Source organism: Nocardia sp. CNS-044 (genome assembly GCF_059570515.1).
Map to the genome: position 1 here is coordinate 271,401 of NZ_JCANSX010000007.1, position 23,331 is coordinate 294,731.

At 70.0% G+C, this 23,331-nt stretch carries 24 protein-coding genes and 1 pseudogene; 9 read left to right on the forward strand and 16 right to left on the reverse strand.

From position 1 onward, the window contains the following. The 4 genes from T333_RS15955 to cobC form a co-directional block, all read right to left on the reverse strand. Positions 1 to 738 (reverse strand): zinc ribbon domain-containing protein, encoded by a 738-nt coding sequence (locus tag T333_RS15955; RefSeq protein ID WP_357254609.1) that lies wholly within the window; start codon positions 736 to 738, stop codon positions 1 to 3. Positions 739 to 1,165: 427 nt separating this feature from the next. Further along, the gene (locus T333_RS15960; protein ID WP_496424932.1) at positions 1,166 to 1,810 is read right to left on the reverse strand and encodes a hypothetical protein; all 645 of its coding nucleotides are present in this window, start codon (positions 1,808 to 1,810) and stop codon (positions 1,166 to 1,168) included. 54 nt (positions 1,811 to 1,864) lie between these two features. Beyond that, the gene (locus T333_RS15965) at positions 1,865 to 2,989 is read right to left on the reverse strand and encodes a Nif3-like dinuclear metal center hexameric protein (RefSeq protein WP_496424933.1); all 1,125 of its coding nucleotides are present in this window, start codon (positions 2,987 to 2,989) and stop codon (positions 1,865 to 1,867) included. A 359-nt stretch (positions 2,990 to 3,348) separates the two neighbouring features. Continuing rightward, the gene (cobC, locus tag T333_RS15970) at positions 3,349 to 4,392 is read right to left on the reverse strand and encodes an Rv2231c family histidinol phosphate aminotransferase CobC (protein ID WP_496424934.1); all 1,044 of its coding nucleotides are present in this window, start codon (positions 4,390 to 4,392) and stop codon (positions 3,349 to 3,351) included. A 44-nt stretch (positions 4,393 to 4,436) separates the two neighbouring features. Here cobC and T333_RS15975 point away from each other — a divergent pair, with 44 nt between their 5' ends. Both T333_RS15975 and T333_RS15980 read left to right on the forward strand, forming a co-directional pair. Continuing rightward, complete coding sequence (locus T333_RS15975) at positions 4,437 to 4,940, forward strand: low molecular weight protein-tyrosine-phosphatase (protein WP_355000636.1); 504 nt, start codon at positions 4,437 to 4,439, stop codon at positions 4,938 to 4,940. Further along, on the forward strand, positions 4,940 to 5,833 hold the full coding sequence (locus T333_RS15980) for an SURF1 family cytochrome oxidase biogenesis protein (protein WP_496425309.1): 894 nt from the start codon (positions 4,940 to 4,942) through the stop codon (positions 5,831 to 5,833). The genes T333_RS15975 and T333_RS15980 overlap by 1 nt, the downstream gene beginning before the upstream one ends. Before the next feature lie 370 nt (positions 5,834 to 6,203). On the opposite strand, the gene T333_RS15985 is transcribed toward T333_RS15980, so the two are convergent. Further along, on the reverse strand, positions 6,204 to 7,022 hold the full coding sequence (locus T333_RS15985; RefSeq protein WP_496424935.1) for a class I SAM-dependent methyltransferase: 819 nt from the start codon (positions 7,020 to 7,022) through the stop codon (positions 6,204 to 6,206). Between the two features lie 158 nt (positions 7,023 to 7,180). Between T333_RS15985 and T333_RS15990 the strand changes: the two genes are divergently transcribed. After that, positions 7,181 to 8,023 (forward strand): alpha/beta fold hydrolase, encoded by an 843-nt coding sequence (locus T333_RS15990; RefSeq protein ID WP_496424936.1) that lies wholly within the window; start codon positions 7,181 to 7,183, stop codon positions 8,021 to 8,023. A gap of 211 nt (positions 8,024 to 8,234) precedes the next feature. Here the strand turns inward: T333_RS15990 and T333_RS15995 are convergent, their stop codons facing one another. Beyond that, positions 8,235 to 9,176 (reverse strand): cobalamin biosynthesis protein, encoded by a 942-nt coding sequence (locus T333_RS15995; protein ID WP_496424937.1) that lies wholly within the window; start codon positions 9,174 to 9,176, stop codon positions 8,235 to 8,237. A gap of 128 nt (positions 9,177 to 9,304) precedes the next feature. Here T333_RS15995 and sigJ point away from each other — a divergent pair, with 128 nt between their 5' ends. Next, a complete protein-coding gene (gene sigJ / locus T333_RS16000; RefSeq protein ID WP_496424938.1) occupies positions 9,305 to 10,249 on the forward strand; it encodes an RNA polymerase sigma factor SigJ in 945 nt (314 codons plus the stop codon). 148 nt (positions 10,250 to 10,397) lie between these two features. Here the strand turns inward: sigJ and ald are convergent, their stop codons facing one another. The 3 genes from ald to T333_RS16015 all read right to left on the reverse strand — a co-directional run bounded on the left by ald (position 10,398) and on the right by T333_RS16015 (position 12,896). Then, complete coding sequence (gene ald / locus T333_RS16005) at positions 10,398 to 11,513, reverse strand: alanine dehydrogenase (RefSeq protein ID WP_496424939.1); 1,116 nt, start codon at positions 11,511 to 11,513, stop codon at positions 10,398 to 10,400. Positions 11,514 to 11,689: 176 nt separating this feature from the next. Further along, the gene (locus tag T333_RS16010) at positions 11,690 to 11,827 is read right to left on the reverse strand and encodes a hypothetical protein (RefSeq protein WP_496424940.1); all 138 of its coding nucleotides are present in this window, start codon (positions 11,825 to 11,827) and stop codon (positions 11,690 to 11,692) included. Positions 11,828 to 12,128: 301 nt separating this feature from the next. Next, entirely contained in the window at positions 12,129 to 12,896 is a 768-nt protein-coding gene (locus tag T333_RS16015) for an MBL fold metallo-hydrolase (RefSeq protein ID WP_496424941.1), read from the reverse strand. 71 nt (positions 12,897 to 12,967) lie between these two features. Between T333_RS16015 and T333_RS16020 the strand changes: the two genes are divergently transcribed. The 3 genes from T333_RS16020 (at position 12,968) to T333_RS16030 (ending at position 14,784) form a co-directional block, all read left to right on the forward strand. Next, the gene (locus T333_RS16020; RefSeq protein WP_496424942.1) at positions 12,968 to 13,963 is read left to right on the forward strand and encodes a GlxA family transcriptional regulator; all 996 of its coding nucleotides are present in this window, start codon (positions 12,968 to 12,970) and stop codon (positions 13,961 to 13,963) included. Next, positions 13,960 to 14,475 (forward strand): gamma carbonic anhydrase family protein, encoded by a 516-nt coding sequence (locus T333_RS16025; RefSeq protein WP_141812470.1) that lies wholly within the window; start codon positions 13,960 to 13,962, stop codon positions 14,473 to 14,475. The genes T333_RS16020 and T333_RS16025 overlap by 4 nt, the downstream gene beginning before the upstream one ends. A gap of 171 nt (positions 14,476 to 14,646) precedes the next feature. Continuing rightward, positions 14,647 to 14,784, forward strand: a complete 138-nt coding sequence (locus T333_RS16030; RefSeq protein WP_245910181.1) for a hypothetical protein — start codon at positions 14,647 to 14,649, stop codon at positions 14,782 to 14,784. Between the two features lie 10 nt (positions 14,785 to 14,794). On the opposite strand, the gene T333_RS16035 is transcribed toward T333_RS16030, so the two are convergent. Beyond that, positions 14,795 to 15,604, reverse strand: coding sequence for an SDR family NAD(P)-dependent oxidoreductase (locus T333_RS16035; RefSeq protein WP_355000648.1), 810 nt, complete (start codon positions 15,602 to 15,604; stop codon positions 14,795 to 14,797). Positions 15,605 to 16,043: 439 nt separating this feature from the next. Here T333_RS16035 and T333_RS16040 point away from each other — a divergent pair, with 439 nt between their 5' ends. Beyond that, positions 16,044 to 16,661 (forward strand): TetR/AcrR family transcriptional regulator, encoded by a 618-nt coding sequence (locus tag T333_RS16040; RefSeq protein ID WP_355000649.1) that lies wholly within the window; start codon positions 16,044 to 16,046, stop codon positions 16,659 to 16,661. 1,158 nt (positions 16,662 to 17,819) lie between these two features. Here T333_RS16040 and T333_RS16045 read toward each other — a convergent pair. Together T333_RS16045 and T333_RS16050 are read right to left on the reverse strand one after the other, a co-directional pair. Continuing rightward, a pseudogene (locus T333_RS16045) lies at positions 17,820 to 18,437 on the reverse strand (Eco57I restriction-modification methylase domain-containing protein); the annotation flags it as partial. A gap of 222 nt (positions 18,438 to 18,659) precedes the next feature. Continuing rightward, positions 18,660 to 18,791 carry a hypothetical protein gene (locus T333_RS16050; RefSeq protein WP_496424943.1) on the reverse strand — a complete coding sequence of 44 codons (132 nt, stop codon included), beginning with the start codon at positions 18,789 to 18,791 and terminating at the stop codon, positions 18,660 to 18,662. Positions 18,792 to 18,880: 89 nt separating this feature from the next. Between T333_RS16050 and T333_RS16055 the strand changes: the two genes are divergently transcribed. Next, a complete protein-coding gene (locus tag T333_RS16055) occupies positions 18,881 to 19,576 on the forward strand; it encodes a nitroreductase (protein ID WP_496424944.1) in 696 nt (231 codons plus the stop codon). 28 nt (positions 19,577 to 19,604) lie between these two features. On the opposite strand, the gene T333_RS16060 is transcribed toward T333_RS16055, so the two are convergent. From T333_RS16060 to T333_RS16075, 4 genes are all read right to left on the reverse strand, one after another. Next, complete coding sequence (locus T333_RS16060; RefSeq protein ID WP_355000652.1) at positions 19,605 to 20,069, reverse strand: winged helix-turn-helix transcriptional regulator; 465 nt, start codon at positions 20,067 to 20,069, stop codon at positions 19,605 to 19,607. 153 nt (positions 20,070 to 20,222) lie between these two features. Then, complete coding sequence (locus T333_RS16065) at positions 20,223 to 20,453, reverse strand: hypothetical protein (RefSeq protein ID WP_357254585.1); 231 nt, start codon at positions 20,451 to 20,453, stop codon at positions 20,223 to 20,225. Between the two features lie 70 nt (positions 20,454 to 20,523). Next, complete coding sequence (locus tag T333_RS16070) at positions 20,524 to 21,957, reverse strand: acyl-CoA carboxylase subunit beta (protein ID WP_357254583.1); 1,434 nt, start codon at positions 21,955 to 21,957, stop codon at positions 20,524 to 20,526. A gap of 123 nt (positions 21,958 to 22,080) precedes the next feature. Continuing rightward, a complete protein-coding gene (locus T333_RS16075; protein WP_355000655.1) occupies positions 22,081 to 23,331 on the reverse strand; it encodes a KasA/KasB family beta-ketoacyl-ACP synthase in 1,251 nt (416 codons plus the stop codon).

The following is a 23,331-nucleotide window of genomic DNA, read 5'->3' on the forward strand; positions in this document are numbered from 1 at the left end:
TCACAGACCGGATTCCTTGGTGCGCACCAAGATCGCGTTGCATTCGGGGCAGCGCACCACCACGTCGGGCGCCGTCTTCGCGATACGCGCGATCTCACCGCGGTCCAGCTCGATCCGGCACGCGCCGCACTTGCGCGCTTGCAGCAGCGCCGCGCCGACACCGCGCTCGGCCTTCTGCTTGTCGTAGGCGTTCAGCAGCTCCGCGGGGAACAGTCCGACCAGGTTGGAGCGATCGTCCGCACACCGCCCCTGCGCCACCTCCAGGTCCGCCAGCGCTTCGTCGCGCAGCCGTTGCGCCTCGGCGAGCTCCTCTTCGGTCTTGCTCAGCCGGGCGCCCGCGTGGTCGTGATCGGAGGCGGACGCCTCGCGGCGCTCCATCACCTCGAGCAGTTCGTCCTCCAGGACGCCGCGCCGCCGCTCCAGACTGCCCAGCTCGTGCTGGAGCTCCGAAAGCTGTTTGGCGTTAACGGAACCGGCCGTCAGCAAGCCGCGGTCGCGCTCCTCGCGCTTGCGGACCGCCTCGATCTCGCCCTCGAGTTTGCGGATGTCGCGATCGAGGTCGTCCAGCACGATCTCCACCGCCACCGCGGCGTCCTTGTGCTTGTTGCGCTCCCCCTCCAGCCGCGCCACCTCCTGCAGCTCGGGCAGCACGGTGCGCCGATGCGCGATCCGCGTCAGTTCGGCGTCGACAGCCGCGAGCTGAAGCAGCTTGGCCTGGATCGGTGGTTCGACATTCAACGCGGACAAACTCCTGAACACTGTGGACGGGCCGGGGGTATCCGCCGGGCGGCGAATGCCAGTGCTCAACCGTACCCCGGCCATGCGGCGGTTGGTTCCGAGACCGGGCCGAGGAATGTGCGGGTCGCGTGGTGCGAGTGCGCGGCCGCCTGATCAGGTCGGACATGCGCGCGTCGCTCAGGAAAAACAGCCGGGACCGGCGACATCGCGTGTCGCTCGGCGAGAACACACACCGGTCTGCACGGGCAGTATCTGCTAGTCGACCACAGCAGGAACGACTTCAGCATCGCACCGGGCCTGACCGACGAGATCATCCGGCGACTTCAGGACCGAATCGACGTGGTGAACCGGGAGCGCACGAACGCGTGGTGACGCCCGGTGCACACAGACGGCGTAAATCGTCGGCAAACCGCGCGGTGGCGGCAGTTCAACTTCCGGGCGCGCGGGTCTTGATGGCGTCGCGGGAGATGTAGACGTCGTATTCGCCTGGGGTCGCGATGACGGCGTTGCCGTAGGCGGAGCGAACGAAGGGGTCGGTCCACCACTTTCCGTCGCGCATGTCGGCGAAGAAGCCGGTGTCGTCGCCGTTGAGGAAGATGTGGTTCTGGGTGGTGGCGACGCCGTCGAGGCGCTGGCCGTACAAGCGGCTGACCTTGTAACCGGAGTGGAAGCCGAGGGCGTTCACCCAGGGTTCCAGCTCGACGATGTTGGCTTGCAACACCCACAGATCGCCCTGGACGCGGAACTTCTCGCGGCGCTCCGGATTGTCATCGTCGCCGTAGAGCGTGAGGTCGACTTCGAGCTGATGGTCCTCGCCCGCAACCTCGCTCACCACCACGTGCGCGGCTTTGATCTCGCCGCTCAGTCCGAGGTAGGTCTGCATGAGGGTCGCGACCCACAGCAGCAGCACCGCGACGACGAGGAGCACGAGCCCGCCCGCACCCCGGCCGAGCAGCACCCGCGGCCCGACCCTGCGCACCTTCACCAACGCCGAAACGAGCAGCGCGACCGCGATCAGGATCAGCAGGATCAACCCGATCTGCACGATCCCGAAATCCACCGGGTAACTCATGCGGTAGTTGTACCCGCTTCCGGCCCTTCGATTCCCGGGAACGGCGCGGAACTGTCAGTCGACGGCGGCCACGGTCCACGGGTCGGTGCGGATGGTGGAGACGCGGGTCTCCACGCCGGGAAGCGCTGCGGCGACAATGCCTTCCGCTTGCGCGCACCAGGGGAACTCGGTGGCCCAATGGGCGGCGTCGACGAGAGCGGGCCCGCCTGTGCGCAGGTGTTCGTCGGCGGGGTGGTGGCGCAGGTCGGAGGTGAGGTAGGCGTCGACGCCGAGGCGGGCGGCCTTGGCCAAATAGGAGTCGCCCGCGCCGCCGCACACCGCGACGCGCTCGATCATCCGATCCGGATCGCCCGCGGCGCGGACACCCCAGACGGTGGACGGGAGCGCGGCGGAGACGCGAGCGGTGAAGGCGCGCAAGGGTTCCGGTTCGGACAGGGTTCCGATGCGTCCGATGCCGAGCCCGGACGGCAGGGCGGCGCGCTCGGTGACGTGGTAAGCCGGGTCCTCGTACGGGTGCGCCGCGCGCAGGGCGGCCAGCACCGCGCTGCGGGCGGCGGGCGGTGCGACGACCTCGATGCGATCCTCGTCGACGCGTTCCAGTTCGCCGATCGTGCCGATCGCCGGATTCGCGCCAGGCATGGGACGGAACTGTCCGGTGCTCGGCGCCCAGCTCGCGCAGTCGTGATAGCTCCCGCTACCGCCCGCACCCGCGGCGAACAGGGCGTTCAGCACCGCCTCGGTGTGGGTGCGCGGGACTTGGACGACCCAGTTGTCCACCGCGGCGGTGGGTTTCGGGTCCAGTGGCGCGGTGACCGTCAGACCGATCGCGGCGGCGAGCGCGTCCGAGACGCCGGGGTCGGCGGAGTCGGCGTTGGTATGGGCCGTGAACAGGGCGCAACCGGAACGGATGAGGCGGTGCAGCAGAGCGCCTTTGGCGGTGTCGGCGGCCACGGTGTCGACGCCGCGCAGCAGCAGCGGATGGTGCACCACCAACGCCTGGGCGCGCCAATCGATGGCCTCGTCGACGACCTCGGCGGTCGCGTCCACCGCGAACAACACCCTGGTGACATCGTCTTCGGGATCACCGCACACCAACCCGACCGAGTCCCACGACTCCGCCAGCTTCGGCGGATACGCCGCGTCCAGCACCCCGATGAGATCCGCCAGCGTCGTCACCATCCGCCTACCCCACTCCTCCCGAACTCCCGTCCCGGCGGGCGCCGGTCGTCCTCCATCATCCAGCCTCGGAGTTCGGCGCGGACAACACACCCGATGCTCTGTCCACTCGGACGAGCCGCCTCGTCTCTGCTGAGGAGACCAGGCGTATCGACTCGAATGCGCTCCAGACGCCTTGTTCTCGAACGAGATGACCCAGCGGTCGTACGACCGCCGCGTGGAGGCCAGCGCGAGTTCCACCATCGACATGTCGAGCGGAGCACACGGCCCGATGGACCGCGATCGGACCGGTTGCCCGCCCCGCGCCGTACACGCTCCGGCGAAGACTTGGTCACCTATCGGGCCGCACGCGAACTCGCCCGCTAAACGCGACCGGGCGCGGTGCGGATGGCAGCGCACAAACGGTCCACCGCGGCATCGTCCCGCACCGCCACGCGCAGGTAATCGGGTCCGAGCCCAGGAAATGTATCGGCCCGGCGCACCGCGATTCCTGAATCGGCGAGGTGCTTGCGCAAGGATTCGCCGTCGGCGACCCGCAGAAGGAGGAACGGCGCGTGCGCGGGCGTGTGGACGTGGACGCCGAGCGCGGTGAGGCGTTCGACCATCGCCGCACGGGCAACATCGAGGACGGTCGCGTGACGCTCGGATTCGGCGACGGCCGAGGGAGAGGCGGTCGCGGCGATCGCCTCGAGCTGGAGGATGCCCAGGGGCCAGTGCGGGCGGCCGTGGTCGAGGCGGGCGAGCACGTCGGGAGCGGCGAGGAAGTAGCCGCAGCGGAGACCCGCGAGCGCCCAGGTCTTGGTGAGGCTGCGCAGGACGAGGATGTCGGGGGTGGCGGTGGCCGCAAGGGATTCCGGTTCGCCGGGGACGGCGTCGGCGAAGGCCTCGTCGACGACGACGAGGCGGCCGGGGCGCCGCAAGGCGCGGAGAGTTTCGGCGGGGTGCAGGACCGAGGTCGGGTTGGTCGGGTTGCCGAGGACGACGAGATCGGCCTCCTCCGGCACGGCGAGGGGGTCGAGGGTGTAGGGCGGTTCGAGCAGCACCCGCGTGACGGGGACGTCGGCCTGACGCAGCGCCAGTTCCGGTTCGGTGAACGACGGGTGCACCACCGCCGCGAGACGAGGAGCGAGCTTCGGCAGGAGAGCGAACCCTTCGGCCGCGCCCGCGAGCAGCAGCACCTCGTCCCGGCGGCGGCCGTGCCGGGCGGCGACGGCGGTGCGGGCGGCCAGGTCCTCGGCGGCGCTCGGGTAGCGGGCGAGGTCGGTCAGCCGGGCTGCGAGACGTTCGCGCAACCACGACGGCGGCTCGCTGCCCTGCACGTTGACCGCGAAATCGAGCATGCCCGGGCACGCGTCGACGTCGCCGTGATGGCGAAGCAGCGCGGGGTCGACTGTGTCGGAGGGCACGAGATCACACCCTACGTGGCGGGCGTACGGGGTGACCGGCCAGAATGGCTGTCGTGGGTGACCTGCACGTCTCGTTCGTCTGTACCGGCAATATCTGCCGATCGCCGATGGCGGAGAAGATGTTCGCGCACCACTTGCGCCTCGCCGGCTTGGCCGACCGGGTGCGGGTGAGCAGCGCGGGCACCGGCTCCTGGCACGTCGGCGACGACGCCGACCCGCGCACCACCGAGACGCTGCTGAAATACGGCTATCCGGCGGGTCACGTGGCCGCCGTCGTCGGCGCCGATCACCGCGAGGCCGACCTGCTCATCGCGCTGGACACCGGGCACGAGCGGGCACTGGCCCGACTCGGCGTCCCGTCCGATCGCCGCAAGCTGCTGCGCAGTTTCGATCCCGCAGCCGACGGCCCGGACGTGCCCGACCCGTACTACGGCACCGCCGCCGACTTCGAACTCGTCCGCGCGCAGATCGAGGCCGCGATCCCCGGCCTGCTGGACTGGGTGCGCGCGGCGCTGGACCGAGTCGCCGTCGCGGACGGGCGGCCGTGATGCGCCGCCTGGCGTTCCTGCTGCGCCCCAGCTGGCTGATCCTCGCCGCGCTGGTGGCCGCCTTCGCCTACCTGTGCTTCACCGTGCTCGCGCCGTGGCAGCTCGGCAAGAACACCGCCACCGAGCACCGCAACCAACTGATCGCCGACTCGGTGCGCGCCGACCCGGTCGACGTGACCACGGTGCTCGACGCCTCCGGTGCCGAGCACACCGAATGGCGGCGCGTCACGGCCACGGGCAGCTACCTGCCCGATTCGACGGTGCTGGTGCGCCTGCGGCACCTGGACGGCGCGCCCGGCTACGCGGTGCTCGCGGCGTTCCGCTTGGACGACGGGCGCACGTTGCTCGTCGACCGCGGTCTGGTCGCCGGGGTGGACGGATCCTCGCGGCCGCCGCAGATCCCGGAACCACCGGCGGGCATGCAGCGCCTCGAGGGCCGGGTCCGAATGTCGGAGGGCGTGAGCGCGGACAAGACGCCGCTCACCCAGGACGGCTACCGCCAGGTGTATTCGATCGACACCACGCAGGAATCCGACGTGCTCGGTCAGCCGCTCACCCCAATCCCCGCGGGTGAGCGCGGCGGGTACCTCCAACTCTCGGAGAACCAGCCGGGCGCGTTCACCCCTACCCCGCTCCCCCAACTCGACGCGGGCCCGTACCTCTCCTACGGGTTGCAGTGGCTGGCCTTCGGCATCATGGCGCCGCTGGGCCTCGGGTACTTCGTCTACGCGGAAATTCGCGAACGCCGCAGGGAGAAAGCCGCGGCTGCGCAGTCGACGCCGACGGAGCCCACGCCGACCGAGCCCACCGCGACCGAATCCAACGCGCCCGCTCCGGCACTCCCGACGACCGAGGCCAGACTCGCCGACCGCTACGGACGTAACCGCTCCTGATCGCGATCGGCATCGCGAGCCGCCACGCTCTCACTCGGCCCGCGCGCCCCGGCCCGCGAAACCCCACCCGGGCCCGCCGACTCCATCCCGCCATTTCGCCGCGAATTCGTGCAGAACGCATGCGATCACACTGGCGATGCGGTGGCATCGGGTCGGGCCGAGGCGGCTCGGATCACGGTCAGCTGATCTGGATCGGCTCGTTGCCCGCACAGCCGCGCCGAGTCCGGACCGGCGGATCGGCGCACGACGGCTATTCGTACAACCCGGTATGGACCCGCCCACGCGCGCGGAGAGGATGCCGAGTCCCGCGTTCTCCCGCCGGTTCAGCACCACGGTCTTGCCACCGTGCGCGCCCAACGACTCTCGCTCGCTAGACGGCTGTGGCGGCCAACGAGTACAGCAGCGGCAAGCGCCGGGAAGGCTCCGGATACCGGAACCGCGGCCCGTCGGCGACGAGCGTGCCGTAGCGCCGGAACGGGATCACGTCGTGCTCGTGCACGAACTCGATGCGCAGCCCGGCGCCCGCGACGGCGCTGACGACATCACCGAGCGTGTGGTGCCACTCGGTGACCGTGTTGTGCGTGGTCTGCGCGTTCCAATCGGCGTAGGAGCCGCGCAATTCGTACGTGCGGGCGTCGCGCGCGAAGTAGTCGCCCGCGACGGTGGTACCGGTGGCGTCGTCGAGGACGTCGGTAACGGGGTGCATTTCGACCAGGTAGAGCCGTCCGCCCGGACGCAACAGACCGGCGACGGTGCGTGCCCAGCGCTGGATATCGGACAGCCACATCAGCGCGCCCATGCCGGTGTAGACCAGGTCGAACGCGGCGGCGCCGAGCACGTCGACGGCGTCGAATACGTCGGCCGAGACGAATGTGGCGCGGTCGCCGAGGCCGATCTCGTCGGCGAGCTCCGCTGCCGCTTCGATCGCCGGTGCCGAGAAGTCCAGACCGCTGACCCGCGCGCCACGCCGCGCCCAGGACAAGGTGTCCAGGCCGATATGGCATTGCAGGTGAACGAGATCGAGACCATCGACGTCACCGACCTCGTCCAGCTGAAACCGATCGAAGTCCTCGTCTCCCGCGCGAAACCCGTCGAGGTCGTAGAACGAACTCGCGGCGTTGATCGGGACACGCTCGTCCCAGTGGCGTTTGTTCTGCTCGACCAGGTCGGCGGCGCTGGTATCGGTCACTCGGCCGATCTTAGGAGGGGCCTCGGGGGCGCGGGCAAGTCATTTTCCGGCGCCCGGCAGCAGGATGGGTCTGGACGAAATCGGATGGTGCGATGAATTTCCGCCGCACCGGCGGTCTACCCAAGCGAACACCCATGCCTGTCGCTCGAGGAGGACCCATGCATCCCACATCGACTGCCGCCGCCGTGCGGACGCTCGAAGTTCCCGGTGCGCGCCTGCATTACGAGGTACGCGGCGCGGGACCGCTGATCGTGCTGATCGGCGCGCCGATGGACGCCGCAGCGTTCGCGCCGCTGGCCGATCTGCTCGCCGCCGAACACCTGGTGCTCACCACCGATCCGCGCGGCCATCAGGGGAGCGTGCTCGATGACCCGGACCAGGATTCGACGCCCGAGCTGCGCGCCGACGACCTGGCCCGGCTCATCACCCACCTCGACGCGGGCCCCGCCGTGGTGTTCGGCTCGAGCGGGGGTGCGGTGACGACGCTGGCGCTGGCGCAGGACCATCCCGAACTGGTCAGCACCGCGATCGCACATGAACCGCCGCTCAACGCGGTGCTCGATGATCGCGACGCATTACGTCAGGGTGTCGAGGACTTGATCGCCAGCTACCGCAGCGGCGATGTGATCGGCGCGTGGCGACAGTTCTTCGTCAACGCCGATATCTCGATGCCCGAGCCGGTCTTGGCGCAGATGTTCGGCGGCGATCGAGATCCGGCTCAGGTAGCCAGCGAGAGTTACTGGTTCAACCACGAAATCCGCGGCACCACGTCGTGGGAGCCGAACCTCGAGCGGTTGCGCTCGATACCGACGCGCCTGGTGATCGGTATCGGCGAAGAATCCGCCGGGCAGTTCTGCGACCGCTCGTCGCGGGCGCTTGCGGATCTGCTCGACCTCGAACCGACCCTGTTCCCCGGCGATCACACGGGTTTCGCGGGGGCGCCCATGGGTGATCCCGTCGCATTCGACGCCAGATTGCGCGAGGTGCTGACGGGCGCGTGAGCGAACGAACCACAGCGACAGCGCCTTCGCGCACGACCAGCCGAATAGAACAGCCGCTGTGGTGTCCCTCGACTTCTTCGCGGTGACATGCCATCGCTTGCCCCTCGCCGTCGGTAGATCCGACGCCGAGGGGTTTCGGGGTTCGGCCACCGAAGCGGACACGCGAAAGCCACAGCAGCGGAAAGTCGGCGTACGGCCGAGCACCCAGAATTCAGCGCGAGAGCCGCCGAAGCAGCGTCGGCAGACCCCATGCCGCCCCCGCCGCGAACACCACCGCCCCAACCTGAACGGCCTCCGACATCCGCACCGCCCGGCGCAGATCCGGAACCGTCGGCGCGGGCCCGTCGCCGAGTGTGGGCCGCAGTTCCGTCCCGTACCGGTACTGCGTGCGCCCGCCGAGCCGAACCCCGAGCGCACCCGCCATCGCGGCCTCGACGACGCCCGCGTTCGGGCTGGGATGTCTTGCCGCGTCGCGCCGCCAAGCGCGCAGCACCGCGCCGGGGCGTCCGCCGACCAATGGCGCGAGCCCTGCGGTGAGCAGTCCGCTGACGCGGGCGGGAGCTAGATTCGCGACGTCGTCGAGCCGGGCGGCCGCCCAGCCGAAGCGGTGGTAGCGGTCGTTTCGGTAACCGACCATCGCGTCGAGGGTGTTGATCGCCCGATAGCCGAGCAGACCGGGCACGCCGGCCACCGCGCCCCAGAACAACGGTGCGACGGTGGCGTCGGAGGTGTTCTCGGCGATGGATTCCAGTGCGGCGCGGGCCAATCCGTCGGCGTCGAGCGCCGACGGGTCTCGCCCGCACAGCGAGGGCAGTAGCGCGCGGGCCGCGGTCAGATCGCCCGACTCCAGATGATCGGCCATGGCGCGACCGGCGGCCGCCAGACTGCGTCCGCCGAGCACGGTCCAGGTGGCGAGCGCGGTGGCGACGATGCCGCCCCGCCGCGCCGCGAGCCCGAGACCGACCACGGCCCCGACCGCGACCGCCTCGTGCAACACCCCCGCCGTCCGTCGATCGGCGTAGGTCAGGGATTCGAGCGCGCTTGCCGCCGAACCGAATCCGGCCACCGGATGCCACCGGCGCGGGTCGCCGAACGCGCGATCCAGCGCGAAGCCGAGCAGCAGACCGCCACCGGCCGAGATCCCCGTGTGCACCTGGCGAGACTAGCGGGCGCACGACCGCAGCGACCGCCGGGATGTCACACTCAGTGGTCCTGCCTCGTCATACCGATGACGCCCGCTACGACCCCGCCACGGGGCCGCCCGACCGAACGGTGGTTGCAGTGACAGCCGAGAAGCCCGAGCCCCTCGACGCCGCCGAGCTGGCGCGCCGCTTCGAGGAGCATCGGCCGTATCTGCGCAGGCTCGCCTACAGCACGCTGGGCAGCCTCGCCGACGCGGACGACGTGGTGCAGGAGGCCTGGCTGCGGTTGCAGCGCCAGCACGAGGCAGGGACCGCGGCCGAGATCGACAACCTGCGCGCCTGGCTGACCACCGTGACCGGCCGGTTGGCGCTCGACCAGCTCGGCTCGGCCCGTGCCCGCCGCGAACAGTACGTCGGGGACTGGCTGCCCGAGCCGGAGGTCACCACCGTGGACGATCCGGCCGATCGGATCACCCAGGACGAGCGGGTCACCACCGCGCTGCTCGTCGTGCTGGAATCCCTCTCCCCCGCCGAGCGCACCGCGTTCGTCCTGCAAGACGTGTTCGGGATGAGCGGTCCGGAGGTCGCCGAGGTGGTGGGGCGCACCCCGGCCGCGGTCCGTCAGCTCGCCTCACGCGCCCGCAAACGGGTCGAGGACGGAACGCCCCGCTTCCCCGCCTCGCCCGACGAGCAGGAGAAAGTGGTGTCGGCGTTCGCGGTGGCGTGGCGGTCCGGGGATCTCAGCGCGCTGCTCGGCGTACTCGACGCCAACGTCAGCCTGACCGCCGACGGCGGCGGCAAGGTGCCCGCCATCCGCAAGGGCGTGCGGGGCGCCGAGCTGGTGGCGAAGCTGCTGCTCGGTTGGTACAACGCGCCGTCCGCGCGCGGGGCGTGGGGCCGCTCGGTGCTGGTCAACGGCCAGCCCGGCCTGGTCGTCTTCGACGGCGCCCACACCGGCGTCTTCTCCTTCACCGTCGACGAGGGCCGCATCGTCGCCCTGCACATCGTCCGCAACCCGGACAAGCTGCGCGAACTCCCGGAAACCGACACCCCCGATTGGTTCCTCGGCCCGGACCAGAGCTAGCCGCGGCTGGTCCCACACAGTCCCCGCACGCCTCGCATAGGCATCGACTCTGTGAGGTGTGCGGCCGATGTGTGGGAGCGGGCCGCCGGTGCATTCGCGCGCGTGCACCGTGCGGGTGGTGCGGGAGTGGCACTGCTTTTTCTCTCGGTCAACCGGCGAGGCCGACCGTCGGCGTGACGGGATAGCCGTGGGCCGCCGCGACTTCGGCGGAAAGCAAGCGGCCACCATCGGCGGCAAGGCCGTGGGCGAGGTCGGGGTGGGTGGTGCACGCGTCGCGCCATCCCTGGTCGGCGATGGCGCGCACGTACGGGAGGGTGGCGTTGGTCAGGGCGACGGTGGCGGTGTGCGGGACCGCGCCCGGCATGTTCGCGACGCAGTAGTACAGCGCGTCCGCCACCCGGAAGGTCGGATCCGCGTGCGTGGTCGGCCGCGAACCCGCGAAGCAGCCGCCCTGATCGATGGCGATGTCGACCAGCACCGTGCCGGGCCGCATCGCCGCGACCATCTCCTCGCTGACCAGCTTCGGGGCGCGCGCACCCGGCACGAGCACCGACCCGATGACCAGATCGGCGCCGAGCACCGCGCGCTCGACCTCGGCGGCATTCGACGCCACCGTGGTGATCCGCCCCTGGAACCGCTCGTCGAGTTCGCGCAGCTTCACCAGGTTGGTGTCGAGCACGCTGACCCGCGCGCCCATCCCCGCGGCCATGGTCGCGGCGTTGGTCCCCGCCACGCCGCCACCGAGGACGACCACCTCGGCGGGCCGCACGCCGGGCACTCCGCCGAGCAGCACGCCGGACCCGCCGAGCGGCGCCATCAGGTGATACGCGCCGACCTGCGGACCCAACCTGCCCGCGACCTCGCTCATCGGCGCGAGCAATGGCAACGAGCCGTCGGCGGCGCGCACCGTTTCGTAGGCGAGGGCCGTGATGCCGGAGCGCAGAATGGCCTCGGTGCAGTCCCGCGAGGCGGCCAAGTGCAGGTAGGTGAACAGCACTTGGTCGCGGCGCATCCGCGGGTATTCCTGCGCGATCGGCTCTTTCACCTTCAGGATCAACTCGGCGTCCGCCCACACCGCGTCGGGTCCGTCCACCAGGGTGACTCCCGCGTCGGCATAGTGTCGATCGGCGAACCCCGACCCGACGCCCGCGCCCGATTCGAACAGCACCCGGTGCCCGTGCCGAACCAACTCCCCGGCACCGGCGGGCGTGAGCGCGACCCGGAATTCTTGCTCCTTGACCTCCCGCGGCACTCCGATCCTCATATCGCCATCGTGGCCCACCCGCGGACGGTTCGCCACGACGGCGCGCATAGCCGGGCGGAGAAGTTCCGTCCGACACGCCCGGAACCGCGGCTCCGCACGCCATCGCGACCCCACGGCCGAAAATTGTTCGCCGTCCGATCAACGGGCGGCCACGGCTCCCGCTACCGAAGGAGGGGTCAGCGGATCGCCGGGGCGGCAGGCAGCGCGGCCGGGCAGACCGGAATGCCGACGCACACACCGCCACCACCCGGGTTCGGATCGACCGGCGCGGTCGGCACGGAGGGCACGGTCGGCACCGATGGCGGCGTCGGCACGGGCGGATCGGATCGGCGGGCAACCGGCCCGGAACCCGCCGCAACCGCCACCACCGGGGTTGGGATCGACGGGAACCGTCGGGACCGGCGGCGTGGTCGGATCGACCGGCGGGCAACCGGCCCGGAACCCAACACATCCGCCGCCACCGGGGTTGGGATCGACGGGGACCGTCGGGACCGGCGGCGTGGTCGGATCGACCGGCGGGCACCCGGCCCGGAACCCGACACATCCGCCACCACCGGAATTCGGATCGACCGGGGCCGTCGACGTGGACGGGATGCTGCCCGAGGACGATCCACTTCAGACGCTGATGACCTCCCCGGTCACCGGAACGCGCAACCGATCGGCCAGACCCGCGTACCCGAAAACTCGCGCCAGGTAGTCGAGCGTTTCCGTGAAGTGCGCCCACCCTTCCGCATGCACCGGAACGATCACCGCTTCGCCGAGCGACTTCGCCGCCCGCACCGCGGTCCGCGCGTTCAGGGTCAGGTCGCTGTCGCCGAACCGTCCGACGTTCGCCGCCCCGACGTTCAGCAACGCGATGTCGATCCGCGGGAACCGCTGCGCGATCTCGGCGACCACGTCCACCGACGCGTTGTCGCCGGATACGTAGATGGTCGGTTCCCCCGCGGCCTCCAGCACGAAACCGGTGACCGGCCCGCTCAGCGGCTCGCATCCTTCCGGCCCGTGCAGCGCGGGCACGCCGGTAACGGTAACCGCGCCGACCCGGAAGCTCTCCCAATTGTGCAGGCCTCGAACGCCCTTCATTCGGGTGGCCGCTTCGGTGGTGGAGAGCACCGTGTCGACGGTGGCCAGGAAGGCACGCCCCGCGGTGTCCAGGTTGTCGGCGTGCTGATCGTGCGAGAGCAGCACGACGTCGACCGGGCCGACCTCCTCGACCGGCACGGCGGGGCCGGTCAGCTTGTGCAGGGTGACCAGGCCCGGGTAGTCACCGGGTTCGTCGAAGGTGGGATCGGTCAGCCAGACGCTACCGCCGTAGCGGAAGCGGATGGTCGGGCCGCCGATGTGCAGGACTTCCAGGGCGGCGCGTTCGATCGTTTCGGTCATGACGTCGATCGTCGCCGCCGGACGATCGCGCAAACAGTGGCCCGTGAGCCTTGGACCGCTAATATCGGGCCATGCATACGGTGACCGTGCTCGCCTACGACGGGATCAGTCCCTTCCACCTCTCCGTACCCGGTCTGGTCTTCGGCCGGGTCGGCGCGGGCGGACGGGCGCCCTACACGGTGGGGGTCTGCGCCGAACATCCCGGAATCCTGCGCACTCCAGGCGGTTTCGACATCCACGTCGCCGACGGCCTCGCCGCCTTCGAGCGCGCCGACACCGTCGTCGTGCCCAGCTGGACGCGCGGCGCGGGCATCTCCGAAAACCTGCGGGACGCGCTACAGCAGGCGCACGCGCGCGGTGCCCGGATCGTCGGCCTGTGCCTCGGCGCCTGGGCAATCGCCGCGAGCGGTCTCGTCGACGGCCGGGAAATCACCACGCACTGGGCCACGGCCGCCGACCTGGCCCGCGCCTATCCCGCGGTGCGGGTGCGCGCCGACACGCTGTGGTCCGATCTGGGCGACGTCATCACCTCCGCGGGCGTGGCCGCGGCACTGGACTGCTGCCTGCACCTGGTCCGGGAGGATCACGGCAGCCGCGCCGCCACCGAGCTGGCCAGGGCGCTGGTCACCGCGCCGCACCGCAGCGGATCACAAGCGCAGTACATCCCGGTGGCCGTGCCCGACCAAGCCGAGAACGATCCGATCGAGCGCGCCATGGTCTGGGCGCGAACGCATCTCGGCGACCCGATCGATCTGGACGCGTGGGCAGCGGTCGCGGTGATGGCGCGGCGGACCTTCACCCGGCGTTTCCGCGAACGCACCGGAAGCAGCCCGCAGCAGTGGTTGCTGCACCAGCGCGCCGACCGCGCCCGGCTGCTCCTCGAGTCCACCGACGACACCGTGGACCGCATCGCCGCCGAGACCGGCTTCGGGACAGCGGTGAGCCTGCGCCACCACTTCCGCCGCCTGCTCGGCGCCAGTCCCGCCGCACACCGCGCCCTCTTCCGCGCCGCGGCCGACGCCCCCGTGCGCGACGGCGGGCGTCGCGCGGCTACGTTGCCAGCATGAGGATTGAGGTCGGCGGTTTCGCGCCGGAGATCGATGAGAGCGCCTGGCTCGCCCCCAACGCCACGGTGATCGGGCGCGTGCGGCTCGGCGCCGAGGTGAGCGTGTGGTACAGCGCTGTGCTGCGCGGCGACTTGGAACAAATCACCGTCGGCGCGCGCACCAACATCCAGGACGGCTGCGTGCTGCACGCCGACCCCGGTTTCCCGCTGACCGTCGGCAGCGGAGTGTCGGTGGGACACAACGCGATTCTGCACGGATGCACCGTCGGCGACGACGTGCTCGTCGGCATGGGCGCCACGGTGCTCAACGGCGCGGTGATCGGCGCGGGCAGCTTGATCGCCGCCAACGCGCTGATTCCCGAGGGCGCGCAGATCCCGCCCGGCTCGCTCGTGGCCGGTGTGCCCGGCAAGGTGCGCCGCGAACTGAGCGAGGCGGAGCAGGACGGCATCCGGCTCAACGGCGCGGTCTACCTACACAACATGGCCAACCACCGCAGCGCGAAAGTGCTGTGATACAGCACACACTGATCAAGTGTCCAGCAAGAACGGCTGATAGCATTTTGCCTGCATGCTCGGCGTGCGGCGGCTCGACGAGACCGTCGGCACGGCGAGCGTGATGCGTGACAGGCAGGAGGTATCACGGTGTCGTACTCGAGTATGCACCGGCCGAAGGGGCGGATCAGCGTGGCCGACATCGCGGCCCAACCGGGCGGGATCGAGGCGCTTCATCGCCGCGTCCACGAATTGCGTTCCCGCGGGGTGGATTTCGCCGCGAACGCAATCGAGAAGGAAATGGCGGATTTGGATCTGCCCCGGCAGTGACCCCGCGACTTCAACGGAAGACCAAGTCGAGCACCCGTTCGTGACAGGACCCGGCGTACCGGGTGACCAGGTCGGCCAATAGCGCGTCGAGTCCGACGAGCACCTTCGCGTGCCCGCGCGCAGCGCCGCGCAGGATGGTGCGGGCGGCGGCCTCGGGGCTTGTTCGCGCGACTTCGTCCTCGAACCGCCTGGCCACCGCGGCCCCATCGATGCCCGGCGCGAACTGCGCCGTGCGCGCGATGGTGGTGAGCACGCCGCCGGGATAGACGCCGGTGACCCGCACCCGCCCGCCCGCGGCGCGCATGTCCTGGCGCAGCGATTCGGTGAACCCGCGCACCGCGAACTTGGCCGAGTTGTACGGTCCGTGCCCCGCCACCGCGACCAGACCGAACGCCGACGACACATTGACGACGTTGGCGCGCTCGGCCGCCTGGAGATACGGCAGAAACGCCTTGGTGCCGTTGACCACTCCCCAGAAGTCGACGTCCATCACCTGCTCGAAATGCGCGAACGGGGATTCCGCGACCCCGCCGACGTGCAGGATCCCGGCGTTGTTGAACAGCGCCTCCACCCGCCCGTAGTGCGCGGCGGTCCCTTCGGCATAGGCCAGCACCGCGTCCCGGTCGGTGACATCGAGGACGGTCACGGTCGGGGTGAAACCGACTGCGGCGCAAAGCTTCCCAGTCGTCGCGACGGCGTGATCGGACTTGTCGGACAGCGCGAGGCGCGCGCCCCGGTGCGCCAGCCCGAGCGCCAACTCCCGCCCGATCCCCGAACCAGCGCCGGTGACGACCACCACCTTGTCGGCGAAATACCCCACGGTGCAACCCCTTTCACCCCAATACCCGAATCGGGCACGCGACCAGGTTATCCAGAAGGAAGGGGCTCGGGAAAGATCGATTACCGGATCCGCGCCGCCGAATCCCGCCCCCACATGCCGCACCGCCCCCCATACCGCGCACCTCTCATCCCAACGCATCCGGCGCTCGACCGCGCTCTGCCTCCGCGAGGACGACGCCAGCCCTGCACCGCGCCCATCTTGCCTACCCATCGGCCAGCCCGGTGCTCTACCCCGATCGCTTACGCACCGGTCTCGTGTCCCACGGCCCCTACCGCGGACCTTCCATACCGCCCGGTCCCATACCTTCGAGACCATCTCCGACCCCGACCCCGCGCGCTGGTGAAATAATGAACGTCCATCACCCGCACCGTCGCGGCGCCGTAGCGCACCGGTTTCCGCGCGAACGACTGGAGAATCGATGCCCACCGTTCCGTCCATGCTCCAGCGCATCCTCGACAAGCCCGTCACCGACGGCGAGAAACTCCTGGAGAGCGCGCTCTCGGCGTTCCTGGACTTCGGGATCAAGCGCACCAGCATGGGCGAGATCGCGCGCCGGGCGGGTATCAGCCCCGCGACCCTCTACCGGCGGTACGAATCGAAGAACGACCTGGTGGAGGCGGTGAGCGTGCGGGAGGCGCAGCGTTTCGTCGCCGAGATCGACAAGCGGGTACGCACCGTCGAGGGCACCGAGAACCAGCTGGTGGAGATCTTCGTCGCCTTCATCACGGCGATCGCGGGCAACGAACTGCTGCGCAGGCTGCTGCGCACCGAGCCGGATCTCATCCTGCCGCGACTGACCACCGAGGGCGGTCCGATCCTGGCCGTCGGTCGTGGCTACTTGGCGGAGAAGCTGCGCGAGTTACGCGCTGGGGACGCCGACTTCGACGCCGATCTGGTCGCCGAGATCATGGCCCGCTTGGCGCTCTCGCTGGCGCTCACCCCCGACGGGCTCATCCCGCTCGGCGACGCGGAGGCCGGTCGCGCGTTCGCCCGGCGCACTCTGCTGCCCATGGTCGGCGTCCGCACGTCCGCCTGAGCTCAATCCGAACGCCGCGTTCACCAGCTCGTCGAGCCGGTGCCGCGCGGCGTCGTCGGGTGCGCGGTCGCCGTCCACGAGTTCGGCGACCAGCGTCGCGATCTCCCGGGACGCCGCCAGATCCGGATCGGGCAGCGGCAGCCGGGACACGTACTGGGTGATCCACCGTCGCCGTCCCGAGTACAGGCGGTTACCGCACACGGCGTCGTAGTAGCACAACCCGAGCGCCGAATTGGCCACGCCCATCAGGAGATACGCCAGCCGCTCGGCCCGCTCGGCGACGCCGAGGTCCTCGAGCGAGATCCAATAGCAGTCCCCGTTCACCACCGCACCGGACCGGTCCAGCGCGAAACGCGGCCGTTCGCTGATATCGGGGAACACCAGTTTCGGCACCCGCCACAGGTTGGGCCGCTGCGGCACCCAGATCTCGAACCACTCGCGGCCGCTGTCGGTGAGGTATTTGCGCGCGGCCAGCGTGGGCTCGTGGCTCCGCAAATACGCTGCCGCGCCTGGGAATTCGCGCAGGTCCACGGGGACACGACGCGGGGCGGCGGTGTCGTAGGGGTAGAGCACGCGGGTGTCGGCGGCCCGCTCGATCCGCCACGGCGCCAGATCGTGGTGGGTGATCAGCTCCAACAGCAACTCGGCCTCCGGTCGCGGGCGCACCTGGGCCCAGCGATCGGAGATGAACACCCGGTCCGCGGTCGTCTTGATGCCGACGCGAATACGGGCCACCTCACCGAAGCTCCGCCAGGTGCCCGCGCCGACGCGGGCGAGCCAGGAGTCCACGCTCGGCCGCGACATTCGCCACGCGGTGTGCGAACCTCCGCGCTCGCTTCGGCCATGCGCTGGGCTGTCGACGGACACATCAGGCGTATCTCCCCCGCCACTCGGGCGAGCCGCGGAGTCGGCAGCGGTTTGTGCGGCGGGTCCTGTCGGCGTGCCGGTCGACAGGGTGCCGACCTCCACCGCGAAGGTCCGCCCATTGTGCCGGACGAGGGAACCGGACTCCGCTGTCAGCGCATCGAAAAGCTCCATCGAGCCGAGTGTTTCGCTGAAAGACACCTCATACGCCGAGACGTGGCGACACACCGCGCCGCTCCCGCCGCGAGTGGCGATGGTGACGGCGGGCAGCACCGCGGCCGTGAAAAGCTTGGTGTCGCCGAGGTCGTAGAGCTCGACCGGAGTCAGTTCGGCCAGCAGGACGGCGCGAATGTTCGCACCCGCCTTGGTCGTGAGAAAACGGTTGGCGCACAACAGCGCCAGCACGCCACCCGGTGTGAGCAAGCGCGGCGCGACGGCGACGAAAGGATGGGTGAGGTCGATCCGGCCGCGCAGCCCGTACTGCCTGCTGAGCAACTGAGCGGTGGCGCCGCCGAGCTGCTGGGTGCGCACGTAGGGCGGGTTGGTGATGATCGCGTCGAACGCGGCATCGTCCAGGCGTGCGGCGTCGGCGAGGAAGTCGCCCGCGTGCCAGTCGACCTCGACGTCCTCCGCCGTTGCCCGCGCCCGCGCGACGGCGAGGCCGGATTCGTCCAGGTCGTACCCGGTCAGCCGGAGCCGGACGCCGGGCAGGCGGGCGGCGGCTTCCCGGTGCACGGCCAGCAGGAGTTCCCCGTCACCGCATGCCGGGTCCAGCACGCGCAGCTCTCCACCGGTGCCGGGATGCGGCACGTGTGCGAGCAACCGCCGCGCCAGGAAAAGCGCCAGCGTGGGCGGGGTGTAGTGCCGCCCATGCCGTTTGCGCTCCCGCGCCGTGCGGGTGTGCGAACCCATGGGTGGGATTGTGCCTCGTCAGGGGGCCGCGGGAGTGCTGATGCCGGGAACCGGCGCGCGCGTCGCCCGCGGCCGGGCGTCGTCCGGCGAACCTGCGCATCAGCGGCGCGTCCACCCAGTGGTAGATCGCCGCCGCGGCCGCGGTCGAGAGCACCAGGCACAGCGCGGCGAACCCGACCCAGCCGATCGGCCCGAACTGGCGTCCGCCGATGAGCAGCCTCGTCACCAGCACCATCCCCAGGTCGCCACATAGGCCACCGCTAGCGCGAGCAGCGGCGGAGTCAGCCTCGTGTTGCGCCACGTGCCGTCGAGCACCAGCCGCGCAGCCAACACCCCGAGGAAGAACTCGGGCAAACGAACCCCACCCCCGTTCTGGTTCCAAAACGAGACCACACCCGCTAGCATTCAGTCTCGAAATGGAACCAAACGAAGGAGGCGGGTCCATGAGCCCGACCACTGCGCCCACCGACGCGTTCGAGTCCCTCGCCCAAATCCTCGACGACCGATGGACCTGCCGACAGTTCCTGCCCGACCAGGTGCCGCGCGAAACCATCGAGTCCCTGCTGCGCGTGGCCCAGCGCACCCCCTCCTGGTGCAACACCCAACCGTGGCAGGTCGCGGTCACCGAAGGCGCCGCCACCGACCGATTCCGCAAGGAGTTGCTGGAACACGTCCAAAGTTCCGCCCCCGCACCGGATTTCGCGTTTCCCGCGCGATACACCGGCGTCTACCGCGACCGCAGGCGCGAATGTGGCCTGCAACTGTACGAGAGCGTCGGAATCGTCAAGGGCGATCAGGCGGGCACCATGCGGCAGGCGATGCGGAACTTCGAACTGTTCGACGCCCCGCATGTCGCGATCGTCAGCACCGAGGCCGATCTCGGCGTCTACGGCGCCGTGGACTGCGGCCTCTACATCGGCACTTTCCTACTCGCGGCCCAGAGCCTCGGTCTCGGCGCCGCACCGCAGGCGGCCCTAGCCTCGTACTCCCCTTTTCTCCGTGAGTATTTCGAGTTCTCCGAGAACCGGAGAATCGTCGCCGCCATCTCGTTCGGCTATCCCGACAGCGACCATCCCGTGAACGGTTTCCGCACCCGCCGCGAAGAAACCGATCAGGTCGCGACCTGGTTCACCGACTGAGCGAACCACCGCTTCCAGCAAGAGCGGATCAGCCGACCCGGCGATTCTCGGTCAGCCCCGGCCCCGGCTCGGGGCTGACTTCGCGGGCGGTGATTTCGCTTCCGCAGGCGTCGCATTCGAGCCGCGCGTGCGCCTCGCCGGTGCAGTCGCGGTGCCGGTAGTGCACCGGCGGCCCGTCCGGCGCCATGTAGGCGTCGCCCCAATCCCGGATCGCCATCAGGATCGGGTAGATGTCGTGGCCCTTCTTGGTGAGCCGATACTCCTCGTGGGCGCCGACCGCGGCCGGTCGCTTCACCAGAATGTCGTGCTCGATCAAGCGGTCCAGCCGATCCTGCAACCTGCTGCGGGAAATGCCGAGCGCGCTCTGAAAGGCGTTGAACCGGCGAATCCCGGAGAACGCGTACTTGAGGATGACCAGCGTCCACCGATCACCGAGAACCACCAGCGGCCGCGTTATCGAACACGGCTCGTCGGCAAGATCCTCGTAACGCATCCCTCGATGCTACCCAGCCCCGCCAGGGGGCGCGGTCGGACGCAGACCGCGCATGGCCGCAGCGAATGCGGGGCACGCCCGGTAGGCGCCGTCGGACGCGGTCCGTCATCGAACCGCTCATAGCCGCAGCGAATACGAAGGTACGCCCTCGAGTCAGGCGTCCGCGCGCCGGTGGATGACGTACTCGAAGTGCCCGTCCTCCGGATCGGCACGCAACGGCCACGGCTCCGCTGCCAGCACGCGCTGCCATTCCAGCGGCCGATGCGCGTCCTGTTCGGCGAGCGACTGCGCGTCCGCAAGGGCGGCGCGAGAACCGATCGTCTGCTCCTCGGTGCCGCAGAATTCGCAGCTGTGCACCTTGCCGACCTCGTAGCGTTCCGGCACGACGCTTCTCCTTCGGGCGAAAAAGCTCGGGCCCCGGGATATTTCCCGGGGCCCGAGCGGAGTCCTCACATCACAGCGGGATGTTCTTGTGGTGACTCTTGCGCGCGGGCGCGGCGGCCAGCGCGGCGGCGATGACACTGCGGGTCTTGGCCGGGTCGATGACCTCGTCCACCACGCCGATCGCGATGGCGCGCTCGACGCCGCCCGCGATCTTCTCGTGCTCGGCGGTGAGCCGGTCGTGCAGCGCCTCGCGCTCCTCCTCGGGAGCGGCGGCCAGTGCCTTCTTGTGCAGGATGCCGACGGCGGCCTTGGCGCCCATCACGGCCACCTCGGATCCCGGCCAGGCGTACACCGCGGTCGCGCCCAGCGAGCGGGCGTTCATGGCGATGTAGGCGCCGCCGTAGATCTTGCGGGTCACCAGGGTGACGCGCGGGACACGGGCCTCGGCGAAGGCGTGCAGCAGCTTCGCGCCGCGGCGCACCACGCCCTCCCACTCCTGGCCGACACCGGGCAGGTAGCCGGGCACGTCGGTGACCACGATCAGCGGGATGCCGAACGCGTCGCACAGCCGCACGAACCGAGCCGCCTTCTCGGCGCTCTCGGAGTTCAGGCAGCCGCCGAGGCGCAGCGGGTTGTTGGCGAGCACGCCGACGGTGCGTCCGCCGAGACGGCCCAGGCCGACCACCATGCTGCGGGCGTATCCGGCCTGCAGTTCCTCGAACGTGGACTCGCCGTCGACGTTGTCGAGCAGCTCGTGCACGAGCGGCTTGACGTCGTAGGCGCGCTTGGCCGATTCCGGCAGCATCGCCTTCAGGTCGACGTCGCCGTGCGCGGCGGCGTTCAGGTCGAATTCGCCCTGCTCGGCGAACATCGACACCAGGCGGCGGGCGCGGTGCATAGCGTCGGCCTCGTCGTCGGCGACGATGTGGCACACGCCGGACTTCTTGCCGTGCGTCTCGGGACCGCCGAGGGTCGCCATGTCGACCTGCTCGCCGGTCACACTGCGCACCACGTCGGGGCCGGTGACGAAGACCCGGCCCTCGGGGGCCATGATCACGATGTCGGTGAGGGCGGGACCGTAGGCGGCGCCACCGGCGGCGAAGCCGAGCACCACGGAAATCTGCGGGACGAGACCGGACGCGCGAACCATGGCCTCGAAGACCAGGCCGACCGCGTGCAGGGCCTCGACGCCCTCGGCGAGGCGGGCGCCACCGGAGTGCCAGAGGCCTACGACGGGAACGCCGGAATCGATGGCGGTGTCGATCGCGTCGACGATGTGCTTGCAGCCCTCGACGCCCATCGCGCCGCCCATGACGGTCGCGTCGGAGCAGTAGGCCACGGTGCGGACGCCGTCCACCTCGCCGATCGCGGCGAGGACGCCGGACTTGTCGCGCGGGTGCAGCGGAAGAACGGTGCCGGGATCGAAGAAACGCTGGAGCCGGCCCAGCGGGTCACGCGGATCGGTCGCGGTTTCTGGTTGAAACGCGGGAGCCACAATTGTCATCGCGTTTTCTCCTCTGTCACGAGAGTGCCGCTACTGCGGCTGCGTATGTCGAACCACCGGTGGGGTCGGGCCAGTTCTGTTGGCCGACCCCACCGGGGATCGTTGTTGCAGTCAGTCGTGCGGCTATGCGCGACCGAAGGCGAGCGCGACATTGTGCCCACCGAAACCGAAGGAGTTGTTGATCGCGTACTCGATCTCCTGGCGGCGGGCTTCGCCCTTCACCACGTCGAGGTCGATCTCCGGGTCCTGGTTCTCCAGATTCAGCGTCGGCGGGACGATGCCGTCCCGGATGCTGAGCACGGTGAGCACGGACTCGAGCGCGCCGACGGCGCCGATCGAGTGGCCCAGCGCCGACTTGGGCGCGTACACCGAGGGGTGGTTGCCGACGGCCTTGTTGATCGCGTTCGACTCCGCGGTGTCGCCGATCGGCGTCGCGGTGGCGTGCGCGTTGATGTGAGTGATGTCCTGCTTGGACAGGCCCGCGGTCTGCATCGCGCGGGTCATCGCGCGAGCGGCGCCGGTGCCTTCGGGATCCGGGGCGACCAGGTGGAAGCCGTCCGAAGTGATGCCTGCGCCGAGCAGACGGGCGTGGATGGTGGCACCGCGCGCCTTGGCGTGCTCCTCGGTCTCGAGGGTCATCAGCGCACCGGCCTCGCCGAAGACGAAGCCGTCGCGGTCCTTGTCGAACGGACGCGACGCACCCTTGGGGTCGTCGTTGCGCGTGCTCATCGCGCGCATCATGGAGAACGCCGCGATCGGCACCGAGTCGATGAAGCCCTCGACGCCGCCGGTGACGACCATGTCGGCGTCACCCATCACGATCATCCGCCACGCGTTGGCGATGGCTTCCGATCCGGACGAGCACGCCGAGACCGGAGTGACCACTCCTGCCCGGGCCTTCAGCTCGAGTCCGACGCAGGCCGACGGGCCGTTCGGCATGACCATCTGAACAGCGAGCGGCGAGATCTTGCGGTAGCCGCCGTTCTTCAGCTTGTCGACCGAGTCGATCAGCGCGTCGCCGCCGCCGAGACCGGTGCCGATCGCCACGCCCAGACGGTCGGGGTCGACCTCCGGGCTGCCGGCGTTCTTCCACACCTCGCGGCCGAGGACGGTCGCGAGTCGCTCGACATAGGCCATGCGACGGATCTCGACCCTGCTCAGCAGGGTGTCGGGGTTGACCTTCAGGTGGCCGCCGATGCGGACCGGCAGGTCGTATTCCTCGACGAAGGAATCCTCGAGAACGTCGATGCCGCTCTCGCCGTTGAGGAGTCCCTTCCACGTCGCATCGACGTCGCCCGCGATCGACGTGGTCGCCGCCAGGCTCGTTACGACGACGTTGGGGAAATTCCCGTTCAAGGTGGAAGGAGTGGTCAC